This is a genomic window from Actimicrobium sp. CCC2.4, assembly GCF_034347385.1.
Lineage (GTDB): Bacteria > Pseudomonadota > Gammaproteobacteria > Burkholderiales > Burkholderiaceae_D > Actimicrobium.
In genome coordinates this window covers 3624236-3649459 of sequence record NZ_CP133777.1, presented here as the reverse complement: position 1 = coordinate 3649459, position 25224 = coordinate 3624236, and the positions used below count along the sequence as shown (strand labels likewise).

Below are 25224 nucleotides of genomic sequence, written 5' to 3'. Positions count from 1 at the left end.
TTCGTCTGTCAATTCCCCCCTGGTGTTTTTTATCTTGGAAAGGGCGTTTCCCATGACTGCTCGCGCGCGCATCTCATTTTCCGTGACCGTCATTGCTGCCGGTTTTCTTTTTACCGGTCCGGTATCCGGCCAGTCGCTGAAGGCAGCCGTCGAACAGACGCTGCAAACCAATCCCGATGTCTTGGTGGACGCCAATCGGCGTCTGTCGACCGATGAAGCACTCAAGGCCGCCCGCGGCGGCTTTCTGCCCAAGGTCGATCTCGGTATCGGCACGGGGCGCGAATGGGCCGATAACGTGAGCACCCGCTTTGCCGGCGGTACCTCGCTGCTTACCCGCAATGAAGCTTCGCTCACGCTCAACCAGATGCTGCTCGATGGTGGTCAGGTCCAGAGCGAAGTCGATCGCAACCAGGCGCGTGTCGCGTCTTCCGCCAGCAAGCTCAGCGGCACCTCAGAGCAAACCGCGTTACGTGCCATCGAAGCGTATCTTGAGGTGTTGCGTAACCGCGATCTGGTCGTGCTGACGACCGCCAATGCCGACGTCCACTTGCGCACCTTTGACCAGATCAAGATCCGCAGCGACAGTGGCGTCGGGCGCAAAGCTGACCTCGAACAGATCAGTGCACGGCAGGGTCTGGCCAAGGCCAACCTGACCTCGTCCGAAGCCAACCTGCGCGATGCCGAAATCAACTTTCTGCGGGTCGTCGGCAGTGCGCCTGTGAATCTGGGCAAGGTCGACGGACCACCCGCCAGCCTGATTCCGGCCTCGCTGGAAGCCGCACTGACGACGGCCATCGACAACCATCCGACGCTCAAGTCGGCTCGAGCCGATTTCGATGCCGCCAATGCCCAGATCGCCGGTGCCAAGTCACCCATGTCGCCGCGCCTCGACCTGCAACTCGGTGCTACGGTCAACAGCAATATCGATGGCGTACCGGGTCGCAACGACTCCCGCTTCGCCATGCTGCGACTGCGCTGGAATCTTTTTAACGGCGGCTCGGATACGGCGCGCCTCAATGAAACCGTTGCCTTGTCCGGCGAAGCGCGTGAAATCATGAACCGCACGTACCGGCAGGTCGACCAGAGCACGCGGCTGTCGTGGAATGCACTGACATCGGCGCAAATCCGGATGCCGTCGCTGCGCCAGCATGCCGAGTCCAGCGCACTGACCCGCGATGCCTACACCAAGCAATTCAGCATCGGCCAGCGCACGCTGCTCGACATGCTGGATTCGGAAAACGAGACCTTCACGGCGGCCTCGAATTACGTCAACGGACAGTACCTGGAAGTCTTTGCCAAGTACCGCGTGCTGGCTGACATGGGCCAATTGCTCAATGCATTAGGGGTGGCGCCGCGTCCTGAGAGTATGCTGGCGACCTCGGGGTCGAACATTACCGCAAAGAACTAGTTCCGGACCGGCCGCATGCGCTGTTCCCGGACCGGGACAGCGCATTTTTCATGACAGGGCAGGCTTCATGCAGTCACGCGGCGCATCCACGATGGTGATGACAATGCCGGAAACAGCTTCGCGGTCGCGCCGGCGCGCTGCCGCTTTTTCATGCTCGCGTGTCGTCCAAGCCGATGCCTGATCCGGGACGGATTGGTCAGCTGGCCGGCCGTTGCCTGTTGCTGCTGGCGCTGCTGTGCAGCGACATCGCCGGCGTGCGCTCGGTCGAGTCCGACATCGTCTTGCCGGCACGCGTGCTGGCCGGAGCCGAACTCAAGTACGGTGCGGGTGCGCGCCAGCGACTGGTGGCGTGGCAGCAGCTGGTCGGTGGCGCGCACGGGCTCCCCGAAGCCGACAAACTCAGGCTGGTCAATGATTTTTTTAATACGATACCGTTCGTCTCGGACCTCGAGCACTGGGGCCGCGAAGACTACTGGGCGACGCCGACCGAAATGTTGGCCAGCAATGGCGGCGACTGCGAGGATTTTTCGATTGCCAAGTATTTTTCGCTGGTGGCGCTCGGCGTGTCGATCGACAAATTGCGCATCACGTATGTCAAGGCACGAGACATCAACCCGGTCAGCCAGGCGCACATGGTGCTGACCTATTACGCCACGCCGGGGGCCATGCCGCTGGTGCTGGATAACCTGATTCCCGAGATCAAGCCGGCCTCGCAGCGACCCGACCTGACGCCGGTCTACAGCTTCAATGGTGACGGCCTGTGGCTGGCCAAGGCGCGCGGCGACGGCAAGGCCGTCAAGGGCGGCTCGGGCAATATCAGCCTGTGGCGCGGACTCATTGCGCGCATGGGCAAGGAATTCGACTGATGCATCGCCTGAACAACCTCCCGAGGAAATCATGACTCTCCTGCGACAACTTACCGCCGTGATCATCGCGCTGTTCCTGCTGCTGTTTGCCGGCACCGTCGCCATCAGCGTATCGGATGCGCGCACCTACCTCGACAACCAGCTCAAGACGATTTCGCAGGACACGGCGACCTCGCTCGGTCTGAGCCTGTCGCAGGACTTCGCCGAGCGCGACATGATCCTGGTCGATAGCAAGGTCAGCCTGATTTTTGACAGCGGCTACTACCAGGAAGTGACGGTGGCCGGACTCGATGGCAAGCCGCTGGTGCAGCGCCTGGCACCGGCGCGGATACCGGATGTGCCGGCCTGGTTTGTCCGCGCATTGCCGATCGAGACGCCGCGCGGCCAGGCCCTGATCATGGCCGGCTGGCAGCAGGCCGGTACCATCACCGTGGCCGCCAATCCGGCGTCCGCCTATGCCACGCTGTGGACCAGCAGCGTCAAGTCGTTCTGGTGGTTCTTTGCTGTACTGGTGATCACCTCGCTGCTGGCCATGCTCGCCTTGCGCCTGATATTGCGACCGCTGCATCTGGTCGAAGCGCAAGCCCGTGCAATCTGCGACCGCGAATATCCGGTCCAGGACAAGCTGCCGTGGACGCTCGAATTGCGCAGTGTCGTCGTCGCGATGAACCGCATGACCCGCAAGATCAAGGCGATGTTTGACGACCAGGCCGACGCGATGGAGCGCTTGCGCACCGATAGCTATCGGCATGCGCTGACCGGGTTGGCGAACCGGCGCTATTTTGATTTGCAGCTGCAGCAGTTACTGGCATCGGACGAGGAATTCCATACCGGCGCGCTGTTGCTGTTCGAGCTCAAGGAGTTCAAGGCACTCAACGAACGGCGCGGCTACACCGCCGGCGACGAATTGCTGCGCGGTGCCGTCCATGTCATTGACGAGGTCGTGCAAACCGATGCCGGTCCCGACTGTTTCGTGGCACATCTGGCCGGTGCCACTTTTGCGCTGGTGCTATCGAACGTGAGCGAACACGAAGCCATCGCGCTGGGCGAACGGCTGGCGGCCGCGCTGCCGCAGTTGCATCAGCGCGGCCTGGCCGATAGCGACGATGTCGGTCACATCGGTCTGGCGATGTACCGGCATCAGAGCGTCAGTGAGTTTCTGTCCGAAGCCGATACGGCCCTGCGTGCTGCGCAGACCAAGGGCCCGAACACCATTCATGTCCATGTCAGTCGCGGCGCTGCCGTGGTTGCCTTGACGGCCACGCGCTGGAGCGAATTCCTGCGCGACGTGATCGAGCGCAAGAACATCGTGCTGCATTTGCAACCGGTCTTGCGCAATAGCGGTGAGCGCACCGTGCTGCATTACGAGACGCTGCTACGGGTCACCGGCGAGGATGGTCAGCTGATCCCGGCAGTGGTGTTCGTGCCGATGGCCAAGCGGCTCGGGCTGATCCGGCAGATCGACCGGCTGGTGGTGGCCGAGGTACTGACGCGGCTGCAGCAGCGCCGCTATGGCGAGAGCATCGTCGCCGTCAACCTGTTCCCGGCGACGCTGCAGGATCCCGGTTTCATTACGTGGCTCGATGCCGCACTGCGAGCCGATCCGGTGGCGGCAAAGCGGATTGCTTTCGAAGTGCCGGAATACGGCGCACTCGATCATATCGAGGCCTTGCGCACGCTGGTCAATCTCGTGCACCGGCATGGCGGACAGTTCGGCATGGACCATTTCGGCCGCGGCTTTGCCTCGTTCGGCTATCTGGCTACGCTCAAACTCGATTACCTGAAGATCGATGGCAGCTTCATCCGCGCCATTGATACGCAGCGCGACAACCAGTTCCTGGTCGAAGCCATCTGCAAGATTGCCCACGGCCTGGATGTGCAGGTGATTGCCGAGGCGGTCGAGACAGACGCCGAGCGTGCGATGCTAGCCACCCTGAAAGTCGATGGCGTACAAGGTTACGGCATTGGCATGCCAGCCGGGATGTGATCGTGCTGTCACGTGCTTGACCTGTTCGGGCCGCGCTGGCATATCGGGTGTTCGCAGTCCGGTCTTGCGCTGGTGCGGCGTGACCGCTTCGGCCATCACACCGGCGTGCCGGTCGAACGGTCCTGGCAGGGCGGAACCAGTCCGGAGTTATTTCTGGCAGCCCAGCTGCAAGCGGCGCTGGACCAGGCCGCTTGCGCCGGCGAGCGGGTCACGCTGGTGCTGTCCGATGACTGGTTCCGGCTTGGCATCGTGACGCCACCGCTGACGCCGGTGGCCGGTTGGATTTTCCAGACCAGCGCCGGCACCCGCACCCGCTCCCGCAAGCCCTGCCTGTCCGCAGCCTTGCCCGTACACGTGCACAGTGCGTTGCAGGACATCCTTGCCCGGAACCGGCTGCGGGGTGTGCAACTGATGCCGCATTGCCTGGCGGCATGGACGCGCTGGCAGGGCGAGCTCGACCGCGACGACTGGTTCGGGACCGTACATGATGGCCGGTTGATGCTGATCAGCCGTGCCAACGGGAAAATGATCGCGCTGATGCAGCAGTCGCTGACCGAGGACGACATGCGTATGCCGGACCGGTTGGACCGGCCCGTGCGCACTGCGTCAGATCGGTCAGGCTGGCCGCTGCCGCCGCGCATCGTGCTGTGCGGGGAGGTGCCGCAACCATGGACCGTGGCATCACCCGGCAGGCTGGTTTGCATCCCGTTACGCGAAAAAAATCTACCGGCCGGTTCGCTCGCTGTGGCATTGGCGCAGGCCGGTATTGCAGCATGATGTCGCGGCTTGAAAATCGGCACCGATCGAATCGACCTTCAACCGATTGTCTGGACGGGGCACGTGCCGGTGACATTGCCGATGGTCGACCATAGTCGCAATCTGCGACAATCCGGATATGACTTCCTCTACTCCCGACTCCCCTGCTTCTTCCGGTTCCGCGCAGCCACTCCAGCACAGCGCCTTCTACAAATTTGTCGTACTCCCCGATCCCGATGCCGTTGTCCTGCACTTGCGCGAACTGACCAGCGCGCTGCTCGGCAGCATCCTGGTGGCCGAAGAAGGCATCAATGGCGTGCTGGCCGGAACCGCTGCAGACCTCGATGCATTCGAGGGGGCACTGGCGGCCGACCCGCGGTTCACGGGCATCGTCTTCAAGCGCAGCGGCTGTGTCACGCCGCCGTTCGGCCGGCTCAAAATCCATCGCAAGAGCGAGATTGTCTTCATGGGCGTGCCCGGCATCGATGCGGTGCGCCCGACCGGCATCAGCGTCAGCCCGCAACAGTGGCGCGAACTGATCGCCGCCGATGATGTGGTGGTGATCGACAACCGCAACAGCTTTGAATACCGCCTCGGCAAATTCAACAACGCGGTCGATCCGCTGGTTGCCAATTTCCGGGATTTTCCGGAGTACATCAAAGCCAATGCTCCGGCCTGGCAAGCTGCCGGCAAGCGCGTGGCGATGTACTGTACCGGCGGCATCCGCTGCGAAAAAACCAGCGCCTGGATGCAGGATATGGGCATAGCGATTTACCAGCTCGACGGCGGCATCCTGAATTATTTCCAGACCATGCCGGACGCCGGCAAAGACTGGCAAGGCGAGTGCTTCGTCTTCGACAACCGCATTGCGCTCGACACGCACCTCAATGAAACCACCACCACGCTCGAGGATGTCTACGACGGCGAGCCCGATGGCGAGTGGCGCTTGCAGCGCGCGCGCCGGCTCGCGCAGTCCGGCTCGTGACACGCACGGCGATCAGCCTGCCGGTGCGGGACGGCGTCGGTGCCAGTGCGGTTGCCTTGCCGCCCGGTCCCTGGCCATTGCTGCTCGACTTTCTGGTGTATCAGTTCCCGGCGATCGGGCGCGATGCCTGGCAGGCGCGCATGGCGCAAGGCGACGTACTCGATACGGCCGGCGTGGCGCTCGATGCGCAGTCGCTGTATCGCGCCCATACCAAGGTGTTTTATTTCCGCAGCCTGCCGGCCGAAGCCCCGATCCCGTTCGATGAAGTCGTACTGTTCAGGGATGACACGCTACTGGTCGTCGACAAGCCGCACTTCCTGCCTGTCACACCGGCCGGCCGCTATTTGCAACAGACGCTGCTGGTGCGCCTCAAGCGCAAGCTCGGCATCGAGACGCTGGCACCGATGCACCGGATCGACCGCGAAACCGCCGGCCTGGTTCTGTTCACGATACAGCCCGCCACCCGCGCCGTGTATCAGGGTCTGTTTCGTGACCGCGCCGTGACCAAGCACTACGAAGCAATCGCGCCCTGGCTGCCCGCGCTGCAATTCCCGATGCAGGTGCGCAGCCGCCTGATCGATGCGGAGCACTTCATGAAAATGCGTGAAGTCGATGGCGAACCGAATGCCGAAACACGCATCGAATTACTCGAAGTGCAGGGCAAGCTGGCCCGCTATGCGCTGCATCCGTCGACGGGGCAGCGCCACCAGTTACGGGTGCAGATGGAGGCGCTTGGCATTCCCATCCTGCATGACCGGATCTACCCGCATCTCCTGCCCGAAGCGGCATCCGGCATGCCACCCGATTACAGCAAGCCGCTGCAATTGTTGGCGAAGTCGCTGGAGTTCACCGACCCGTTATCGGGTTTGCCGCGCCATTTCGACAGCCGCTTCGCGCTGCATTTCGGGACGGGTTGCAACGATCCCCTGTAGACCTTTTCCGTATCGCTTCAGGCAACTTCCTGGCGGTAACATTTACTACGCAAAGTATCGATTTGTTTGTTCATGCGTACCTTTTTGTACGTTAGACTTCGCAGCCTAACTTCGGGATCAACATGCCAGACGCTTCTGCTTTGGATCAAACCAGCTTTCGCCGCATCCTCGCGCGCAACATCACTTTGCCGCTGGCCGGCGGCGGCTTGAGCGCCCTGATTTTCGTCGCGCTGATCTTGTATCTGCTATCTGAACTCAAGTCGGTTGACCACTCGCAGCGGGTCATCGGCAATACCAACGAAATCAGTAAGCTGGCCGTCGACATGGAGTCCGGCATACGCGGCTTCGTGATCACCGGCGATGAAAATTTTCTGTCGTCGTACGACACCGCCCGCCCGGGAATCAAGGTCGACATCGCCGCTCTGGCCGTGCTGGTCGGCGACAATCCGACCCAGGTCACCCGTCTGGATATGATCACCAAGCGGCTTGCCGACTGGGACCTGTTCGCACAGGACGCGATCATGCTGCGTCGTCAGGGCGGCGATGCCGTCGGCATGGTGCGCAGCGGTCGCGGCAAATTGCAGTTCGACCTGATCCGCACCGAACTGAGCCTCTTCCTCGACGTCGAGCAGCGCTTGCGGCGCGAACGCATGGACAGCGCGCGCGACGCCACCATCAATGTCGTCGTGCTGTACCTGATCCTGATTTTGTCGATCACCGGCTTGCTGGCCTTCCTCGGACGGCGCGACCTGATGCGGCTGTCGGCGGTCTACGGCAGCACGCTGTCCGAGCACCAGCTTCATGCCGCGCTGCTGGAACGCCAGGCCTGGCAACGCAGCGGCCAGAGCCGGCTGGCCAGCCGGAATCTGGGCCAGATGACGATGCCGCAGCTGGGGCACAGCGTTCTCGATTTTCTGGCCGGGACCATCGATGTCACGGTCGGCGCACTGTATGTGCGGCAGATCGATGGCAGCTTGCAGCGGGCCGCCAATTACGGCCTGTCCAACGACGACGCGCAACTCGGCCGGACGGTCGGGCCGGGCGAGGGTCTGGTCGGTCAGGCTGCACTCGGCGTTCGTTTGCTGCGCCTCGATGCGGTGCCGGACAACTACCTGAAAGTCAGCAGCGGACTTGGCCGGGCCTCACCGCGCCATGTGCTGCTGTTGCCACTGACGCACGATGGCGAAGTCAATGGCGTGCTCGAGCTGGGCTTTTTGCAGGCACCGGCCGAACGCAGTGTCGAGCTGCTGGAATTGCTGGCCGCGAGTATCGGCAGCGCGTTACAAGCCGCAATGTATCGCGCCCGCCTGCAGGAAGTGCTGGCCGAAACCCAGCAGCTCAATGAAGAAATGCAGGCGCAGCAGGAAGAACTGCGCGCCTCCAACGACGAACTGGAAGAACAGTCGCGCGCACTCGAAGTCGCCCAGGTCGTGCTGGAAAACCAGAAGGCCGAGCTGGAGCAGAGCAACCATCAGCTCGGCATGCAAGCCGTCGTGCTGGACCAGAAAAACAGCGACCTCGGCATTGTCCAGGCCGAGCTTGAAGAGCGTGCCACCGAGCTGCAGCGCGCCAGCAATTACAAGTCCGAGTTCCTCGCCAACATGTCGCATGAACTGCGCACGCCGCTCAACAGTTCGCTGATCCTGGCCCGGCTGTTGGCCGACAACCGCTCCGGTAATCTCAATGACGAGCAGATCCGGTTTGCTGAAACGATTTATTCGGCTGGCAATGACTTGCTCGACCTGATCAATGACATCCTCGACATTTCAAAAGTCGAAGCCGGCAAGCTCGAACTGGCACCGGACGTGATTCCGCTGGAGCAGCTGATGGCGTCGTTGCGGATGACCTTCGAACCGATGACCCGTCAGAAGCAGCTGGGGTTTTCGGCACAGCTCGCGGCCGATGCGCCGGCCAGTTTTTTTGCCGATCGCCAGCGCGTCGAGCAGATTCTCAAGAATTTGTTGTCGAATGCGATCAAGTTCACCGGCGAAGGGCAGGTCGCGCTGACGGTACACCAGCAGGCCGATGGCAGGGTGGGGTTTGCGGTCAGCGATTCCGGCATCGGCATTGCCGCCGACCAGCAGGAAGTGATTTTCGAAGCATTCCGCCAAGCCGATGGCACGACCAGCCGGCGCTACGGCGGCACCGGACTGGGACTGTCGATTTCACGCGATCTTGCTGCACTGCTGGGCGGCGAAATCACGCTGGCCAGCGTGGCCGGCGAGGGCAGTACCTTCACGCTGGTGTTGCCGGCGATGGCGACGCTGGCGCCTGTGGCCGAGCCGGTCACGGTGCTGCGGCCGCCATCGGCAGTCGCCGCCGCGCGCGCTACGCCGGCACCGGTACCGGCACCGGCACCGGCGGCACCGCCGGCCGCCTTCAGCGACGACCGCCAGCACCTGTTCAGCGATGGCCGCACGCTGCTGGTGATCGAGGACGATGCCGATTTTGCGCGCATCCTGTTCGATCTCGCGCACGACATGCAGTACCAGTGCCTGGTGGCGCATGGTGCTACCGAGGGGCTGGAGATGGCCGGTACTTTTTTGCCTGATGCCGTGCTGCTGGACCTCGGTTTGCCGGACGGTTCCGGCATGGCGGTGCTGCAATGCCTGAAGGCCGATCCGGCCACGCGGCATATTCCGGTCCATATCATTTCGGGTTCCGATCGCGCCCGCACGGCGCTGCAGCAGGGCGCTGCAGGCTATGTGACCAAGCCGGCCACGCGGGCGCGCCTCGAACAGATCTTCACGCAGATCGAGGGGCAGACCACGCAAACCGTCAAGCGCGTGCTGCTGGTCGAGGACGACGTGCGCCAGCGCGAAAGCATGGTGCATCTGATCGGCGACGACGATGTCGAAATCACCGCGGTGGCGTCCGGCGAAGAAGCGATGGCCTTACTGCATAGCGTCACGTACGACTGCATGATCATCGACCTGTCGCTGCCTGACATGCAGGGCCACGAACTGCTGCAGCGGATGGGCACCGACCTGATCAGCGCCTTCCCGCCGGTGATTGTCTACACCGGTCGCAACCTCACGCGCGAGGAAGAAACCAGTCTGCAAAAGTATTCGCGCTCCATCATCATCAAGGGCGCGCGCTCACCCGAACGCCTGCTCGACGAAGTCACGCTATTTCTGCACAAGGTCGAATCCGAACTGTCGCTGGAACGCCAGGGCATGCTCCGGGCGGCACGCAGCCGCGATCGCGTCTTCGAGGGACGGCGCGTGCTGCTGGTCGATGATGATGTGCGCAATATTTTCTCGATGACCAGCGCGCTCGAACACCAGGGCCTGGAGGTGGTGGTCGGTCGCAATGGCTTCGAAGCGATCAGCCAGCTCGAGCTGATCGCCGACATCGACATGGTACTGATGGACGTGATGATGCCCGGCATGGACGGCCTCGAAGCGACCCGCCGCATCCGCGCCGACGCGCGCTTTCGCCACCTGCCGATCATCGCGATCACGGCTAAGGCTATGAAGGATGACCAGGAACACTGCATCAATGCCGGTGCCTCGGATTATCTGGCCAAGCCGGTTGACCTGGACCGCTTGTATTCGCTGCTGCGGGTCTGGCTGCCGAACATGGAGCGACTGTGAGGCCGGCGCTATCGACCAGTGACATCGAAATCGGCCTGCTCGTCGAGGCGATCTATCTGCGCTACAGCTACGACTTCCGCGATTATTCGGGCGCGTCGCAAGCGCGGCGCATCCTGCATGCGGCCGCGCAGATGGAGTGCGCGACGGTGTCCGAGCTGCAGTCGCGCGTGCTGCACGATGCCGATGCCTTTGCCCGCCTGTTGCAATACCTGACGATCCCGACCAGCGAAATGTTTCGTGATCCGGCGTATTTCCTGGCGCTGCGCGAGCAGGTCGTGCCGATCCTGAAAACCTATCCGTCACTGAAGATCTGGATTGCCGGTTGCAGCACCGGCGAAGAAGTCGTCTCGATGGCCATCCTGTTGCATGAAGAAGGCTTGCTGGAACGCTGCATCGTGTACGCCACCGACATCAATCCGCAATCGCTGGAACGGGCCCGCAAAGGCGTGTATCCGCTCGACCGGATGGGCGAGTACGCGCTGAGCTACCAGCGGGCAGGCGGGCGTGCCAGCCTGTCGGATTACTACACGGCGGCGTATGGCGCGGCGCTGTTCGACCGGTCGCTGTTCGAGCGCATCAGTTTTTCGGATCACAGCCTGGCCACGGACAGCGTGTTTTCGGAGACCCATCTGGTGTGCTGTCGCAACGTGCTGATCTACTTCAACCGCGGCTTGCAGGAGCGTGCGCTCGGGCTGTTCCACGAGTCCTTGTGCCACCGCGGATTCCTGGGACTCGGCAGCAAGGAAAGTGTCGATTTTTCCGGCCACGCCGCGCTGTTCGAACCAGTCGCCAGGAGCGAGCGCATCTATCGCAAGAGCGTGCCGGAGAAGGCGCAATGACGACCATTGCCGGCATCAAGGTACTGATCGTCGACGACCTGCCGGAGAACCTGCTGGCGCTGTCGAAAATCATCGAGCAGGACGACCGCATCATCTATCAGGCGCGCTCCGGTGTAGCCGCGCTGGCACTGCTGCTCGAGCATGAATTTGCCCTCGCCATCCTCGACGTGATGATGCCGGGGATGGATGGCTTCGAGCTGGCCGAACTGATGCGCGGTACCGAACGCACGCGCGCCATCCCGATCGTCTTTGTCAGCGCGGCCGGTAAGGAACTCAACCATGCGTTCAAGGGCTACGAGACCGGCGCGGTGGATTTTTTGTACAAGCCGCTCGACATCGCCGCCGTGCAAAGCAAGGTCAACGTCTTCGTGGCGATGCGGCGGCAGCAGGATGAAATGACGCGCCAGGTCGATGCCCTGGAAAAAAGCCAGCGCGAACTGCTGGCCATGAAAGAGGAATTGCGTTATTCGCTGCAGCTGCGCGACGACTTCATGTCGATGGTCGCGCATGAACTGCGCACGCCGCTCAATACCTTGCTACTGGAAAGCCAGCTGCGTGGCATGCAGCTCGATCGGGGCAATGCCGATGCGTTTGCACCGGCCCAGTTGCGGCGCATGGTGGCGCGCGACGGCCGCCAGATCAAGAGCATGATCCGGCTGATCGACGATATGGTCGATGTCTCGCGCATTCGCAGCGGCAAGCTGTCGATTCGCGCGACGGAGGTCGATTTGTCGGTACTGCTGCAGCAAGTCGTCAGCGATCTCGAGCCGCAGGCAGATATCGCCGGCAGCTGTATCACCTTGCTGGCGACTGATGGAATCTGCGGTAGCTGGGATGACTTCCGGGTCGAGCAAATCATCATCAATCTGCTCACTAATGCGCTGCGCTACGGCGCGCGCAAGCCGGTCGAAGTAAGCTTGGCCACCGATTCCGGTCATGCCATCGTCACCGTACGTGATCATGGCGGCGGTATCGCGCTGGAGGATCAGCAGCGCATCTTTGCGCCGTTCGAACGGGTCGGCACGAACACCGTGCGCGAGGGCCTTGGACTGGGTTTATACATCGCGCGGCAGCTCGCTGAAGCGCATGGCGGCACGCTCGAGGTCGCCAGCGTCGAGGGCGACGGTGCGCTGTTTGCGCTGAGCTTGCCGATGCCAGCGACCGGGGCTTAATCCGGTGATCCGATCACCACCGCCCCGACATAGCTCTCCTGCAGCGCCAGTGGCGAATAACTGCCATCCCGCATCAGCGGCGCGTCGGCCCATTCCACCAGCCCGCAGCCGTGCCGCTTGAGCTGCGCTTCGCGCCGCGTCCATTCCTGCGCAAAGCAGCGGGCCCGCCGGTCGTCATTGCAAGCAGCAATCCGCGCCACCGCAGCCGGTCCGAGATAGTCCCGCGCTACGGCTTTCCAGTCCGGTATCAGCCCGCCCTCAAGACGCATCAGGTCGATGCCGACCGGGCCATGGCGATGCACGGCAGCGACCGAGAAGCCGGATGCATGCGAGATCGACACACCAGCCCCGGCGCTCACATTTGCCACGCTGGCCAGCGCCTGCCGCACCAGCAAGCGCGCTTGCGTACGGTCTTCGCCCTGCGGCGTGCGCAGGCCGATCAGCAGCAAACCCGATGCCGGCATCAGCAGCGGTCCCGGCCAGTGCTGCACTGCCAGCGTCATGTCAGAAAATTGCCGGTGCAGCGGGGCAGCCACGCCAGCTTGATCCGGCCGGAATGAATTCGCCTTTCATCACCAGTGTCAGCGCACCCAGCCGCGCATCGTCACCGACGACCGCACCGTACAGCACCGAGCTGCGCGGTCCCATGTAGACGCGCTTGCCGATAATGACGTGGTCGATCTTCATCACGCGGTCTTCAAACAGGTGGGTTTGCGGGCAGGCCAGTGCATTGATTTCGCTATAGTCGCCAATCGTCACGCAATCGAATTCGGTGATGTCGGTGGTGTCCATGTAGACCCCGCGGCCGATCTTGCAACCGAGCAGGCGGAACGCCCACGGCAGCATCGGCGTGCCGCGCAGGTAGTTCATGAAGTTCAGCACCGCGACGCCTTCGTACAGGTTCGAGGCCGCTTCCGACAGCCACACGAAAGGCGTCCACATCGGCACGCTACGTTTGCCGTAACGCCCCAGCACCAGCCATTTGAGCAAGGCCACGAACAGGAAGCTGCCGGCACCATACGCCAGCCCGGTCAGCGCCAGGCTGCGCAGCACCGGCCACCAGACGCCGGCACCGGCCAGCGGCATCAGGTCAAGCACGACGGTGTAGCCGACGGCGGTGACGATCGCATGCGGCGCGATGATGCGGAAGGATTCGACCAGGCCGCGCGCCAGCCGGCGTTGCGGTGATGGCCGGTAGGTCAGGTGTTCGGGAAAACCGGCGACGGTTTCGCGTGCCGGCAAGTTGATCGGCGGCGAACCGAACCAGGTATCGCCGTCTTTCATCAGATGGTTTTCCGGAGCGCGCGAATAGACGCCGATCAGCACGTTCTCGGGCAGGATGGTGCCGTCGGCGATGTAGGCGCAATTGCCAACGAAGCTGCGCCGCGAAATCACGGTCGGCTGCATCGTCATCCAGCCGCCATCGATCTGCTCGTCGCCCAGCAGCACGGCGTCCGCAATGAAGGTTTCATCGCCCAGAGTCAGCATGTCGGGCACCACGCCGAGCGCAGTCGAGATCTCGGCATCACGCCCGACCTTGGCACCGAGCAGCCGGTACCAGACCGGCGCGAACACCGTCGCATAGACGCCGTGCAGCACGTGCAGGCTGGACTCCTGGATTTGGTTGACCAGCCATTTGCGGCAGTAGACATTGCTGTGTACCGGCCAGGTGCCGGGCTGCAAGCGCGGCAGCAAGCCCCAGCGGATACCGGCCGACAGCAGCGCGGTACACAGGATCATCACCGCGGCTGCGGGGCAGGCCATGATGAAGTACTTGGTCAGCTGGAAGGCTTCGTTGGAACTCTGCAGCCATGGCGACCGGTCGGCATCATCGAGCCAGTCGATCAGCATGAAACTCGGGAACACCGGCAGGAAAAACAACGTCGTGATCAGCAGCGCACCGAACACGAAATAAACCGCTTCGCCGCTCAGACGCAAGCGCGACACCGGTGGACGCGGCGGGTTCGATGTCATGTCGAACGGGCCGGTATCGCTGGCCGGCGAGCCACTCCAGTTGCGGCCGGCCGGAATCGCCATGCCATCGCTGAGGGCGGACTGGGCATCCAGATGGCCGTAGTCGCCGATGCGGGTATTGCCTTCCAAAATCGAATACGAGCCGACGCAAGTGTGTTCGCCCAGCGTGATCGCACCGATGATCAGTTCGCCGTGCTGGACCCGTGCGTTCTCGAAGTTGGTGGCGTTGCCGATGCTGCTGCCGGAACCGATGGTCAACAAATGCGCGGCGCGCAGCGTCATCGAACCGATCACGACATCACGGCCGATGCGCGCACCGAGCGCACGCAGCCAGCCGTTATACAGCGACGAACCGCTCAGCAGATAGGCCGGTGCGGATTCGATCACGCGGTCGGCCAGCCACCAGCGGTAATAGGTCAGTCCCCAGAGCGGATAGCGGCCGGGTTTCAGGCGTCGTACCAGTAGCAGATGCGCGACGATGGCAAAGCCGAATTCGAGCAGCGTGGCCAGCATGAACACACCGACCGAGATGGCAATGGCACGCACGATCGAGTCACCCGGATCGCCGGTGAAGTAGTGGTAGGTGAAGAACGGTGCCAGCCATTGCGCCATGCGCAAGGCGACCAGCGCAGGAATCGCTGCGGCCTGGCCGGCACCGCACAACCAGCGTCGCCAGGTCGCCGGCGGGGTCCAGTTCAGGTCCGGCGCGACAGTCGCCGGTGGCGCTTCGGCCAGCACGTCGGCGATGCGGCCGACCAGCCGGTTCCTATAAATATCGCTGACGGTCACATGCGCAAAACGCGGGTCGGCGCGCAAGGCCGAGGCCAGTCGCGCGGCAAACAGCGAATGGCCGCCGAGGTCGCTAAAAAAGTCCAGCGTGCGCCGGATCGGCTGGCCCGGGAACAGCTTGCCGAGCGCGCCGAACAGCGCTTCTTCGGCCATGTTCAGCGGCGCGTCCGACGCTGCTGCATCGACGGCAATGAACGCCAGCGGACGTGCCTTGAGACTGTTGCGATCGATCTTGCCGGAGGTCAGGCGTGGCATCTCGGCCAGGGTTTCGTAGTGCCCCGGCACCATGTAGGGCGGCAGCACCTGCATCAGTGCGGCGCGCAGCGCAGCCGGTGTCGGCACCGTGGCGCCATCGGCGACCAGGAAGGCGACCAGCTGGTCGATACCGGCTTCCTGGCGCAGCAGCACGGCGGCGGTACCGACGCCGGCCTGCTCGACCAGTACCGCTTCGATCTCGCCGAGCTCGACGCGAAAGCCGCGGATCTTGACTTGCGAATCGGTGCGGCCGAGGCAATCGACATTACCGTGCTCGTCGATGCGGGCCAGGTCGCCGGTGCGGTACAGGCGGCGGTCATGCTCACCGGTCGACCACGGATTGGTCAGGAATTTTTCTGCGGTCAGGTCGGGCCGGCCGAGATAGCCGAGCGCCACGCCGGGACCGGTGATGGCCAGTTCGCCGAGTGCGCCGCGCGGCAGCAGCGTCAGCGCATGGACCGGATCGGGATCGATCACCATCAGGCCGTAGTTGGGCAGCGGCCGGCCGATCGTGACCGGCTCACCGGCCTGCAGTGCGGCCAGGCTGGCCGACACCGTCGCTTCGGTCGGGCCGTAGGTATTGAACAGCTGGCGACCGGGCTTGGCCCAGCGCGCCACCAGCGCCTGCGGGCACATTTCGCCACCGAGGTTGATCAGGCGCAGGCTGTCGACGTCGTGGCTGAACAGGGCCAGCAGCGTCGGCACCGCATGCAGCACCGTGACCGCGTTATTGGCCAGCGCCAGCGGCAAGGCTTCGGGATCGGCGGCCAGTTCTTTCGGGGCCAGCCAGAGCGTGGCACCGACCAGATAGCTGATCCAGATTTCTTCGAATGACATGTCGAAGGCGACCGAAAAACCCTGATAGACACGGTCCGACTCGCACACGCCCAACACCGCGTTTTCGCTGCGCAGAAAATGGCAGATCGCGCCCTGGCTGATCTCGATACCCTTCGGTTTGCCGGTCGAGCCGGACGTGTAGATGACATAGGCCGGATCGTGCGCGCGCACCCCGCTGCGTCTGGCATCAGTGGTGGTGGCGAGCAGGGTGTCGATGGTCCAGGCCGGGCAGGGGGCGATCGCCAGTTGCGGTGCAAAGTGCAGGCAGCTGACGATGCCGGCGGCGTTGGCATCTTCGAGGCAGACCGCGATCCGTTCGACCGGCGTATCGGCATCGAAGGGCAACCAGCCGGCACCGCTCTTGGCAATGCCGAGCTGGGCAATCAGCAGGTCGATCCCGCGCGGCAGCCACAGGCCGACCAGCTGGCCGGCACCGACGCCGCTGGCGATCAGTCCGGCAGCAATGCGGTCGGCAGCGGCGTCGAGTTCGGCATAGGTCAGCTGGCGCTCGTCGAAGATCAGGGCAACCTGCTCCGGCGTGCGCTGCGCGCTGGCTTCGAACAGATCGGCCAGGATTTCGTTGCGGATCAGGTCGGGCCGGGACGGGCCGTGCAGGATGTCAGGCAGTGCATCGGAAAGCGGCGAGGAATTCATCTGAAACCAAAGACGGAAAACGCAGAGGGTAGCATGCCGCCGATGGCGCGAACGCTGGAAGTCAGTCGCCCGGAACCGCCCTGTTGCGGGCCACTTCGAAGGCCGTCACGGCGGACCGCGCATTGCCCCACGACGCCCGCGTATAAGACACCACGGCGGCGACTTCGTCATCACTGAGCACGGCCGCAAAGGGCGGCATCCCATACGGCCGCGGATTGCCGCCGGTGCTGGGCGGAAAGCCGCCGTTGAGGACGATGCGGATCGGATTGATGGCAGACGCCATCGTGATGGCACGGTTGCCGGCCAGCGGCGGATAGTTAGGCGGAATGCCGTTGCCATCGGCGCGGTGGCAATTAACGCAATGCTGTTCGTAGAGCTTGCTACCGAGCCGCTGTGTGCGTTCATCGAGCACCACCTGTGGCAAGGCCGGCTCGCTGGTTTGCGGCAGCGATTTGAGGTAGCCGGCCATCGCCTGCAAGTCCGGTGTCGACAGATGCTGCAGACTGGCACCAACCACTTCGGCCATCGGACCGAATACCGCGCCGCGCGCCGAGATGCCGGTGTGCAGCAGGTCGACGATGTCGGATTGCTGCCAGTCGCCCAGGCCGGCTTCGCTGCTCGAAGTCAGCGATGGCGCATACCAGTCAAGCACCGGAATCAGACCACCGTCGAGGCCGCCGCGGCTGCCACCGAGCGTGGTGCGACTGGCGTGACAGGCGCTGCAATGACCGGGGCCTTCGACCAGATAGGCACCGCGATTCCATTCGGCTGATTTGCCGGCATCGACCGGCTGCGTGCCTGGCGTGAAGTAGAGCACGCGCCACGCCGCCAGCAATGGCCGCTGGTTGTACGGAAAGCGCAGCGTGTTCGGAATGTTCCCCTGCGCTACCGGTGCCAGCGTCTTGAAGTAGGCATACATCGCATCGCTGTCGGGACGCGTCATCCGTGTGTAATTGGTGTACGGGAACGCCGGGTACAGAAAGCTCCCGTCGCGCGATTTGCCGTTATGCAGCGCCTGCCAGAAATCATCGGCCGACCACGTGCCCAGTCCGCTGGTGCGGTCCTGGGTCAGGTTGGGCGAATAAATCGTGCCGAACGGGGTCGCGATCGGCCGTCCGCCGGCATACTGCTGGCCGCCGCGCGCGGTATGGCAGCCCATGCAATTGCCCGCCAGCGCCAGGTACTTGCCCTGCGCGACCTGGACTGCGGAGCCGGTGATAGGTACGCCGGTGGCGTCATGGCCGGGAGTGTGGATGAACTCTTTCACGATCAGCAAGGCGGGTATCGCCAGCAGCAGGAACAGGGCGACCAGTAGGAATCGTTTCATGGATGTCATCATTGTGGCGCGCTGCCGCAGGTCAGCGGCATGGTCGCAGGCAGCGAAGTGGCCGGCCTGGCACCCGCCGGTACCGGTTGCGCCGACAGCCAGGCGGCGACGGCACCGATGTCATCGGTGCTCAGTTGCAGGCTGATTTTATGCATGCAATCGGGGGCGGCGGCGTGACGCGTGCCGTTGCGCCAGGCACCGAATTGCGCTGCCAGATAATCGCGCGGCAAACCGAGCAGGCCGGGAATGGCCGGCGACACGCCTGTCAGTGCGCTGCCGTGGCAGGCAATGCAGGCCGGGATGTTTTTGGCGGCATCGCCGTGCTGCACCAGCAGTTGTCCGCGGGCGGCCACGCTGGCCGGGACGGCGAGCGCTTGCGGCGGCGGGTACGGCACTTCCAGTGCCGAGAAATAGCCGGCCAGTTCATGCAGATAGGCATCCGACAGGTTGTCGACCATATAGATCATTTGCGGATAAGCACGCCGGCCTTCGCGGAAATTGATCAGCTGGTTGGCCAGATAACCGGCCGGCTTGCCGGCGATACGCGGGTAGTAGCCATCGGCGCCGCGCTTGCCGTCGACGTTGTGGCAGCCGATGCAGGCGAGAGCACGCTGCGCGATGCTGTCTTCGAGGGCGGGAGCCGCGAAGGCGGTGCCCGCTGCCAGCAGCAATGGAAATAGAACGCGGGATAGATCGGTGAATGTCATGTCAGCAGCGATGTGACCGGATGATCGGGGCTTGCATTCTACTGCTCCCGTTGACGCCGGCCGGCAAATGCGCCAATGCTAGACTCGCTCATCTGAATAATCCGGAGGTTTGATGATCGCCACATTCGCTACGCTGCTGGTTTTCCAGGCTCTCGGTGAGGGCTTGTCGTACGCGTTGTCGTTGCCGATACCCGGTCCGGTGATCGGCATGGTGCTGCTGCTGGCGTACCTGATGATGCGCCCTGCGATGGTCGACAAACTGGCACCGACGGCGATGGGTTTGTTGCGCCATCTGTCGCTGCTGTTCGTGCCGGCCGGCGTCGGCATCATGGTCCATGCAAGGCTGATCGCGGCCGAATGGCTACCGATTTCGATGGCGCTGCTGGTTAGCGTTGTGGTGTCGATTGCGGTTACCGCAGCGGTCGTGCGGGCCTTGCAGAAATGACGCCCAAGCTCAACGAGATCTGGGTCTATCTGGCGGCGTCGCCGCTGCTCGGACTGACCGCGACATTGCTGGCCTATCAGCTAGCGTCACTCATTTACCAGCGCGCCAGATTTAATCCGCTGGCCAATCCGGTGGCGATCGCGGTGGCCATTCTGGTGCTGGTGCTGACGCTGACCGGTACCTCGTACAAGACGTATTTTGATGGCGCGCAATTCGTGCATTTTCTGCTCGGACCGGCCACGGTGGCGCTGGCCATTCCGCTGTATCAGCAATTGCCGGCTTTGCGGCGCGACTGGTTTGCGCTGCTCGTCGGCATGCTGGCCGGCAGCACGGCGGCGATCGCTACGGCAATGGGAGTGGCCTGGGCGTTGGGCGCGTCGCCGGTGACCATCCTGTCACTGGCCCCGAAGTCGGTCACCTCGCCGATCGCGATGGGTATCGCCGAAAAAATCGGTGGCTTGCCGTCGCTGACCGCCGTGATGGTGATCGCCACCGGCATCCTCGGGGCGACGCTGGCACGCACCATCCTGACCTGGATGAAATTCACTGATCACAAGGTGATGGGCTTCGCGCTCGGCGTCACTGCGCACGGCATCGGCACTGCGCGCGGTTTTCAGGTCAGCGAAGAAATGGGCGCGTTTGCCGGGCTGGCGATGGGCTTGTCGGGGGTGATGACGGCGTTGTTGTTGCCGTTGGGGTTGAAGCTGCTGGGGGTGATTTAGTGGGAGTATTTGTAGGCGTGATGCGCTTGAGGCGCACGCGGTGCAATGCCCTTCGGTTATTGCACCAAATGCACTGGTTGCCGCCATCAATCCTCTAACCATCACTGTCTGCTCGCCCGCGGCTCCCTGATCACCACATCCGACAGCGGTACCGCGACGCATGGCAGGATGTCGCCGGCCTTCTTTTCGTCGGCGCTGAGTCCGGGCCAGTCGACGGTGTAGCGCACTGATCCGCTGTGCAAGCGGCACAGGCAGGTGCGGCAAGTGCCATTGCGGCAGGAACTGGGCAGCGTGATGCCGGCCAGGCGGGCGGCTTCCATCAGCGTCAGTGATGACGGGACTTCGAAGCGCCATTGCTGGTCCTTGAGCAGGGCAGAAAACAGCACTTGAATTCCCGGCTGTTAGGCCATGCCGGCGGCATCGCCCATCGGTTCGCCGAGCCGCACCGGCAACACCGCCTGCCACGCCGGATTGAATTGCAGGCGTCCGGCCGGGAACAGCAGCACCACCGTCGAGCCGAGCAGAAAACGTCCCATCTCGTCGCCCTTCTTGAGCACGATCTGCTGGTCGTCGTAGCGCCATTCGCGCACGGCTTTCGTGCGCGGCGGGTTGACCACGCCGTGCCAGGTTGTGGCCATGCTGCCGACGATGGTGGCGCCGACCAGCGTCAGCACGAACGGACCATCGATACCCTCGAATACGCAGACCACGCGCTCGTTACGGGCGAACAGGCCGGGCACGCCGCGCGCGGTGGCCGGGTTCACCGAGAACAGTTCACCCGGGACGTAGATCATGCGCAGCAGGCGGCCATCGCAGGGCATGTGGATGCGGTGGTAATCCTTCGGACTGAGATAGATGGTGGCGAAACTGCCATCCTGGAATTGTGCGGCCAGCGCGGCGTCGCCGCCGACCAGCGCGGTGGTCGAATAGGCATGGCCCTTGGCCTGGAAAATCTGGTCGCGCTCGATCGGGCCGAACTGGCTGATTGCGCCATCGACCGGGCAGATGAACCTGGCAGCGGCGATCGGCCGCACATCGCTGCGCAAGGCCCGCGTGAAGAAGGCATTGAAGCTGGCGTAACTGCTGATGTCCGGATTGGCGGCCTCGGCCATGTTGACCTGATAGCGCGCAATGAAGCGCCGGATGATGCCGGTAGTGATGCTGCCGGCTTCGGCGTTGGCGACTTTCCCGGCAAACCAGGTGATGGCTTGCTTGGGCAGCAGGTATTGGAGCAGGACAGCGGGATCAGCCACGGCAACTTTCAAAAAAATGATGGCCGGATTGTACCGGCATCAGCGCTCGCGCAATGCTTCCTGCTTGGCTTTGATGACGGGTTTGAGCAAGTAGTTCAGCACCGTTTTTTTGCCGGTGCGTATGTGGATGGTAGCCATCATGCCCGGAATGATAGGCAGATTCTTGTCGCCGGCACCGAGGTTGTTCTTGATGGTACGGACCCGCACCTGATAAAAACTTTCGCCTTCGTCGTTGGTGATCGAGTCGGCCGTGATGTTTTCGAGGGTCGCGTCGAGCCCGCCGTAGATCGAAAAATCATAGGCGCTGAGCTTGACGGTGGCGTGTTGGCCCGGATGCAGGAAGGCCACGTCGGCAGGCCGCACGCGCGCTTCGATCAGCAGGTTGTTGGCAATCGGGACGATTTCCATCAGTTCCATGCCGGGCTGGATCACGCCGCCGACGGTGCTCACTTTCAGGGTCTTGACGAGTCCTGCGACCGGCGAGCGGATTTCAGTGCGGGCCAGACGATCAGCCATGGCGACCCCCGAGGCGCGCGATTGCTCGAACTCGGAGCGGGCCAGGTTGAGCTCGGTGGCGGCGTCCGACCTGAACTTGGCGAGCTGGCCGTTTTCTTTGGCGCGGGCTTCGGCGATGCTCTGTTCGATGCGCGGGATGGCCAGACGTGCGGCTTCGGCTTCGCCACGGAAATCGCTAACCTGGCGTTCCAGTCGCAGCACTTCGACCTCCGACAGCACGCCTTGCGCGACCATCGGCTTGCTGATCGTCAGTTCACGCGTGACCAGACGCTGGCTTTCTTCGAGCTGGATCATGCGGGCGCGTTTCTCGCGCAATTCCTGGGTGCGCTGGTTGGCCTGTTCGCGCAGCACCGTCAGCGCCGATTCCAGTTCGCGCTGGCGATTCTGGTAGAGCTGTTTTTCTTCGTCGACGATTTTCGGATTGGCGCGTAGCAGTTCGGGCGGCGCGATAAAGGCGCTGCCGACAGTCTCTGCGGCGAGGCGGGCAATCTTCGCCTGCAGCGCTTCGTACTTGGCCGTGACTTCATCGACCGATGACGAGAAGCGCGTTTTGTCCAGCACCAGCACGATCTGGTTCTGCTGCACCAGTTCGCCGATGTGTACCGGGATCTCCGAGACGATGCCGCCTTCGAGATTCTGGATCACCTGGACCTGGCCTGACGGAATCACCTTGCCCTCGCCGATGGTGATTTCATCGATCGGGGCAAAGGCCGCCCAGACCACCGCGATGATGACGAACAGCACCGCCCCCCGGATGATCAGCGAGCCGAAGCGCGGCGCGCCGGTGACCAGCGCGGCACTGCTGTCGGACATGAATTCGATGTCGGCGCGGTGCTCGGCGTCGTCGGTACCGGCAGGCAGGACCAGTTGCTGGAGCTTCCTGTTCCAGACGGCGAGCGGAGATTTAAACTTTCGTGACATGCAGTTTTCCTCCGGATAAGGCTTCCAGCACTTGCTCTTTCGGACCATCGGCGATGATGCGGCCGCCTTCGACCACCAGCAGGCGATTGACCAGCGTCAGCATCGAGGCGCGATGCGTGATCAGGATCAGTGTCCTGGTGCCGAGTTGCTGCGACAGGCGTGTCTTGAAGTTCTCTTCGGAGCGGTTGTCGAGGGAATTGGTGGGTTCGTCGAGCACCAGCACGTTCGGGTCCTGCAGCAAGGCGCGGGCAATTGCGACCGACTGGCGCTGGCCGCCGGACAGGCCATCGCCGCGTTCGCCGACGGCGCGGTCGAAGCCTTGCGGATGGCGGTTGACGAATTCGGTGACGCCGGCGATATCGGCTGCGCGCAGCATCGCGGCATCGTCGGCGTGCGGTGCGCCCATGACGATATTGTCCTTGATGCTGCCGAAGAACAGCACCGGGTCCTGCGGCACGTAGCCGATGTGGCGACGCAGATCGATCGGGTCGATCTGCTGCTGGTCGACGCCATCGATCCAGATCGCGCCATCGCTGGGCTGGTACAGGCCGAGGATGAGTTTTTCGATGGTCGATTTGCCGGAGCCGATGCGACCGATGATGCCGACCCGTTCGCCCGGCGCGATCTTGAACGAGACCTTGCTGAGGGCTTCGACCGGCTGGTCGGGATAGGCAAAACTGGTGTTCTGGAATTCGATGCCGCCCTGAAAATCAGGCCGGTGCACGAAGCTCTTGCCGGGCGGATGTTCGACCGGCAGGTTCATGATGCGGTCCAGCCCCATCAGCGCGGTGCGGGCGTGGTGGAAGCGCGTGGCCAGCGCGGCGACCTGCGACAGCGGTGCCAGCGTGCGTCCGGCCAGCATCGTGCAGGCGATCAGCGCGCCCATCGACAAGGCCTTGTCGGCGATCAGGTAGACCCCGACGATGATGAGCGCGACGTTGGCCAGTTGCTGGATCAATATGCCGGTATTGATGCTGGCGGCCGACAACAGGCGGGCGCGCAGGCTGAGCTTGCCAATCTGTCCGGCCAGCTGTTCCCAGCGGCGCTGGGCCGGACCTTCGGCCGAGATGGCCTTGATCGTATCGAGGCCGGCCAGGGTTTCGATCAGCGTGGCCTGGCGTTGCGAACCGACCGTGAAGGTCTGGTTGATGACCCGTGCCAGCGGTCGTTGCAGCAGCATGCTCGGGATCAGGATCAGCGGAATCGCGACGATCGGCACCAGCACGAGCGACCCGCCGACCCACCAGATGATGAGCAAATACAGCAGCGTGAATGGCAGGTCGATGAGCGTGGTGATGGTGGCTGAGGTCAGGAATTCGCGGAAGGATTCGAATTCGGTGAGGCTGTTGGCAAAGCCGCCGACCGACTTGGGACGCACCGCCAGCCGGATCGCGAGGATTTTTTCGTAGATTGCCGATGACAGCGCCATGTCGATTTTTTTGCCGGCGACATCGATGAAGTAACCGCGCAGGCTGCGCATCGCAAAGTCGAACAGGAACACGATGGCCACGCCGATAGCCAGTACCCAGAGCGTATCGAAGGTCTGGTTCGGCACCACGCGGTCGTACACGTTCATCGTGAATAGCGGCAGCACCAGCGCGAACACATTGACCAGCAGCGAGGCGATCAGGACTTCGGAATAGATACGCCAGGATTGCCGCAGCGGGGTCCAGAACCAGTGACCGCCGGCGGGCGTGTCGTCCTTGTCAGCGCGGCTATCGAATTTGAACATCGGCCGCACGAAAATCACATGACCGGTACAGGACGCTTGCAGGATATCGAGGTCGATCTCGAGTTCGCCGTCGCCGGATTCGGGCTGGATGATGCGCACTGTGCCGTCGTTGCCTTTGTGGGTCAGGATGCAGGCCTGGCCATCCATCAGCAGCAAGACCGCCGGCAGCGTCAGCTGGCTGATGCGCGGCAGTGCTCGTTTGACGATGCGTGCCGACAGGCCGGCGCGGGCGGCAGCACGAATGAATAGTTCGGGAGTAAGGCGGTTGTTTTCCAGCGGCAGGCCGGCGGTCAGCGTCTGGCGTGAATGCGGCTGGTTGCGCAAGCGGGTCAGCGTGACCAGGCACTCGGCCAGCGGATCATCGGCTTGCATCGCATCACGGGGCAGCGACCAGGCAGGCGGGATGGGTTCCGGTGCCTCGGGAGGATGTTCGTTGTCACGCATGAAAAGCCTTGTGGTGTGCGTTCTGGTGCCCGCGATTTTAAACGTAAATAGAGGCGGTATTGAGGGCGATATCAAACGACAGCCGGAAAATCACGTTAGCATGGGCC

19 protein-coding genes are annotated in these 25224 nt (G+C 63.1%); 11 read left to right on the top strand and 8 right to left on the bottom strand.

The window, feature by feature from the left end:
• The first annotated feature begins 52 nt into the window (after nt 1-52).
• From RHM62_RS16820 to RHM62_RS16780, 9 genes are all read left to right on the top strand, one after another.
• A complete protein-coding gene (locus RHM62_RS16820) occupies nt 53-1408 on the top strand; it encodes a TolC family outer membrane protein (protein WP_322123197.1) in 1356 nt (451 codons plus the stop codon).
• Between the two features lie 158 nt (nt 1409-1566).
• Nucleotides 1567-2274 (top strand): transglutaminase-like cysteine peptidase, encoded by a 708-nt coding sequence (locus RHM62_RS16815; RefSeq protein ID WP_322123196.1) that lies wholly within the window; start codon nt 1567-1569, stop codon nt 2272-2274.
• 31 nt (nt 2275-2305) lie between these two features.
• The gene (locus RHM62_RS16810) at nt 2306-4261 is read left to right on the top strand and encodes an EAL domain-containing protein (protein WP_322123195.1); all 1956 of its coding nucleotides are present in this window, start codon (nt 2306-2308) and stop codon (nt 4259-4261) included.
• A gap of 12 nt (nt 4262-4273) precedes the next feature.
• Complete coding sequence (locus tag RHM62_RS16805; protein WP_322123194.1) at nt 4274-5038, top strand: hypothetical protein; 765 nt, start codon at nt 4274-4276, stop codon at nt 5036-5038.
• Nucleotides 5039-5156: 118 nt separating this feature from the next.
• Nucleotides 5157-6002 (top strand): rhodanese-related sulfurtransferase, encoded by an 846-nt coding sequence (locus RHM62_RS16800; protein ID WP_322123193.1) that lies wholly within the window; start codon nt 5157-5159, stop codon nt 6000-6002.
• Nucleotides 5999-6934, top strand: coding sequence for a pseudouridine synthase (locus RHM62_RS16795; RefSeq protein ID WP_322123192.1), 936 nt, complete (start codon nt 5999-6001; stop codon nt 6932-6934). Before RHM62_RS16800 ends, RHM62_RS16795 begins: the two co-directional genes overlap by 4 nt.
• A 122-nt stretch (nt 6935-7056) precedes the next feature.
• Nucleotides 7057-10530, top strand: coding sequence for a response regulator (locus RHM62_RS16790; RefSeq protein WP_322123191.1), 3474 nt, complete (start codon nt 7057-7059; stop codon nt 10528-10530).
• The gene (locus RHM62_RS16785) at nt 10527-11369 is read left to right on the top strand and encodes a CheR family methyltransferase (RefSeq protein WP_322123190.1); all 843 of its coding nucleotides are present in this window, start codon (nt 10527-10529) and stop codon (nt 11367-11369) included. The genes RHM62_RS16790 and RHM62_RS16785 overlap by 4 nt, the downstream gene beginning before the upstream one ends.
• Nucleotides 11366-12541 (top strand): hybrid sensor histidine kinase/response regulator, encoded by a 1176-nt coding sequence (locus RHM62_RS16780; RefSeq protein WP_322123189.1) that lies wholly within the window; start codon nt 11366-11368, stop codon nt 12539-12541. Before RHM62_RS16785 ends, RHM62_RS16780 begins: the two co-directional genes overlap by 4 nt.
• Here the strand turns inward: RHM62_RS16780 and RHM62_RS16775 are convergent.
• The 4 genes from RHM62_RS16775 to RHM62_RS16760 form a co-directional block, all read right to left on the bottom strand.
• A complete protein-coding gene (locus RHM62_RS16775) occupies nt 12538-13077 on the bottom strand; it encodes a 4'-phosphopantetheinyl transferase family protein (protein ID WP_322123188.1) in 540 nt (179 codons plus the stop codon). The genes RHM62_RS16780 and RHM62_RS16775 overlap by 4 nt on opposite strands.
• The gene (locus RHM62_RS16770; RefSeq protein WP_322123187.1) at nt 13046-17050 is read right to left on the bottom strand and encodes a Pls/PosA family non-ribosomal peptide synthetase; all 4005 of its coding nucleotides are present in this window, start codon (nt 17048-17050) and stop codon (nt 13046-13048) included. Before RHM62_RS16770 ends, RHM62_RS16775 begins: the two co-directional genes overlap by 32 nt.
• Nucleotides 17051-17111: 61 nt before the next feature.
• Entirely contained in the window at nt 17112-18377 is a 1266-nt protein-coding gene (locus RHM62_RS16765) for a cytochrome c (protein ID WP_322123186.1), read from the bottom strand.
• 8 nt (nt 18378-18385) lie between these two features.
• The gene (locus tag RHM62_RS16760) at nt 18386-19084 is read right to left on the bottom strand and encodes a cytochrome c4 (RefSeq protein ID WP_322123185.1); all 699 of its coding nucleotides are present in this window, start codon (nt 19082-19084) and stop codon (nt 18386-18388) included.
• Between the two features lie 112 nt (nt 19085-19196).
• Between RHM62_RS16760 and RHM62_RS16755 the strand changes: the two genes are divergently transcribed.
• Entirely contained in the window at nt 19197-19529 is a 333-nt protein-coding gene (locus tag RHM62_RS16755) for a CidA/LrgA family protein (protein WP_322123184.1), read from the top strand.
• Nucleotides 19526-20251, top strand: coding sequence for an LrgB family protein (locus tag RHM62_RS16750; protein ID WP_322123183.1), 726 nt, complete (start codon nt 19526-19528; stop codon nt 20249-20251). Before RHM62_RS16755 ends, RHM62_RS16750 begins: the two co-directional genes overlap by 4 nt.
• Before the next feature lie 101 nt (nt 20252-20352).
• Here the strand turns inward: RHM62_RS16750 and RHM62_RS16745 are convergent, their stop codons facing one another.
• The 4 genes from RHM62_RS16745 to RHM62_RS16730 are packed head-to-tail and all read right to left on the bottom strand — an operon-like array spanning nt 20353 to nt 25117.
• A complete protein-coding gene (locus RHM62_RS16745; protein WP_416172336.1) occupies nt 20353-20643 on the bottom strand; it encodes a 2Fe-2S iron-sulfur cluster-binding protein in 291 nt (96 codons plus the stop codon).
• Nucleotides 20644-20652: 9 nt separating this feature from the next.
• Nucleotides 20653-21504, bottom strand: coding sequence for an archaetidylserine decarboxylase (gene asd / locus RHM62_RS16740; protein ID WP_322123181.1), 852 nt, complete (start codon nt 21502-21504; stop codon nt 20653-20655).
• Nucleotides 21505-21543: 39 nt separating this feature from the next.
• Nucleotides 21544-22941 carry an HlyD family type I secretion periplasmic adaptor subunit gene (locus tag RHM62_RS16735; protein ID WP_322123180.1) on the bottom strand — a complete coding sequence of 466 codons (1398 nt, stop codon included), beginning with the start codon at nt 22939-22941 and terminating at the stop codon, nt 21544-21546.
• Nucleotides 22925-25117 carry a type I secretion system permease/ATPase gene (locus RHM62_RS16730; RefSeq protein WP_322123179.1) on the bottom strand — a complete coding sequence of 731 codons (2193 nt, stop codon included), beginning with the start codon at nt 25115-25117 and terminating at the stop codon, nt 22925-22927. Before RHM62_RS16730 ends, RHM62_RS16735 begins: the two co-directional genes overlap by 17 nt.
• Between the last annotated feature and the right edge of the window lie 107 nt (nt 25118-25224).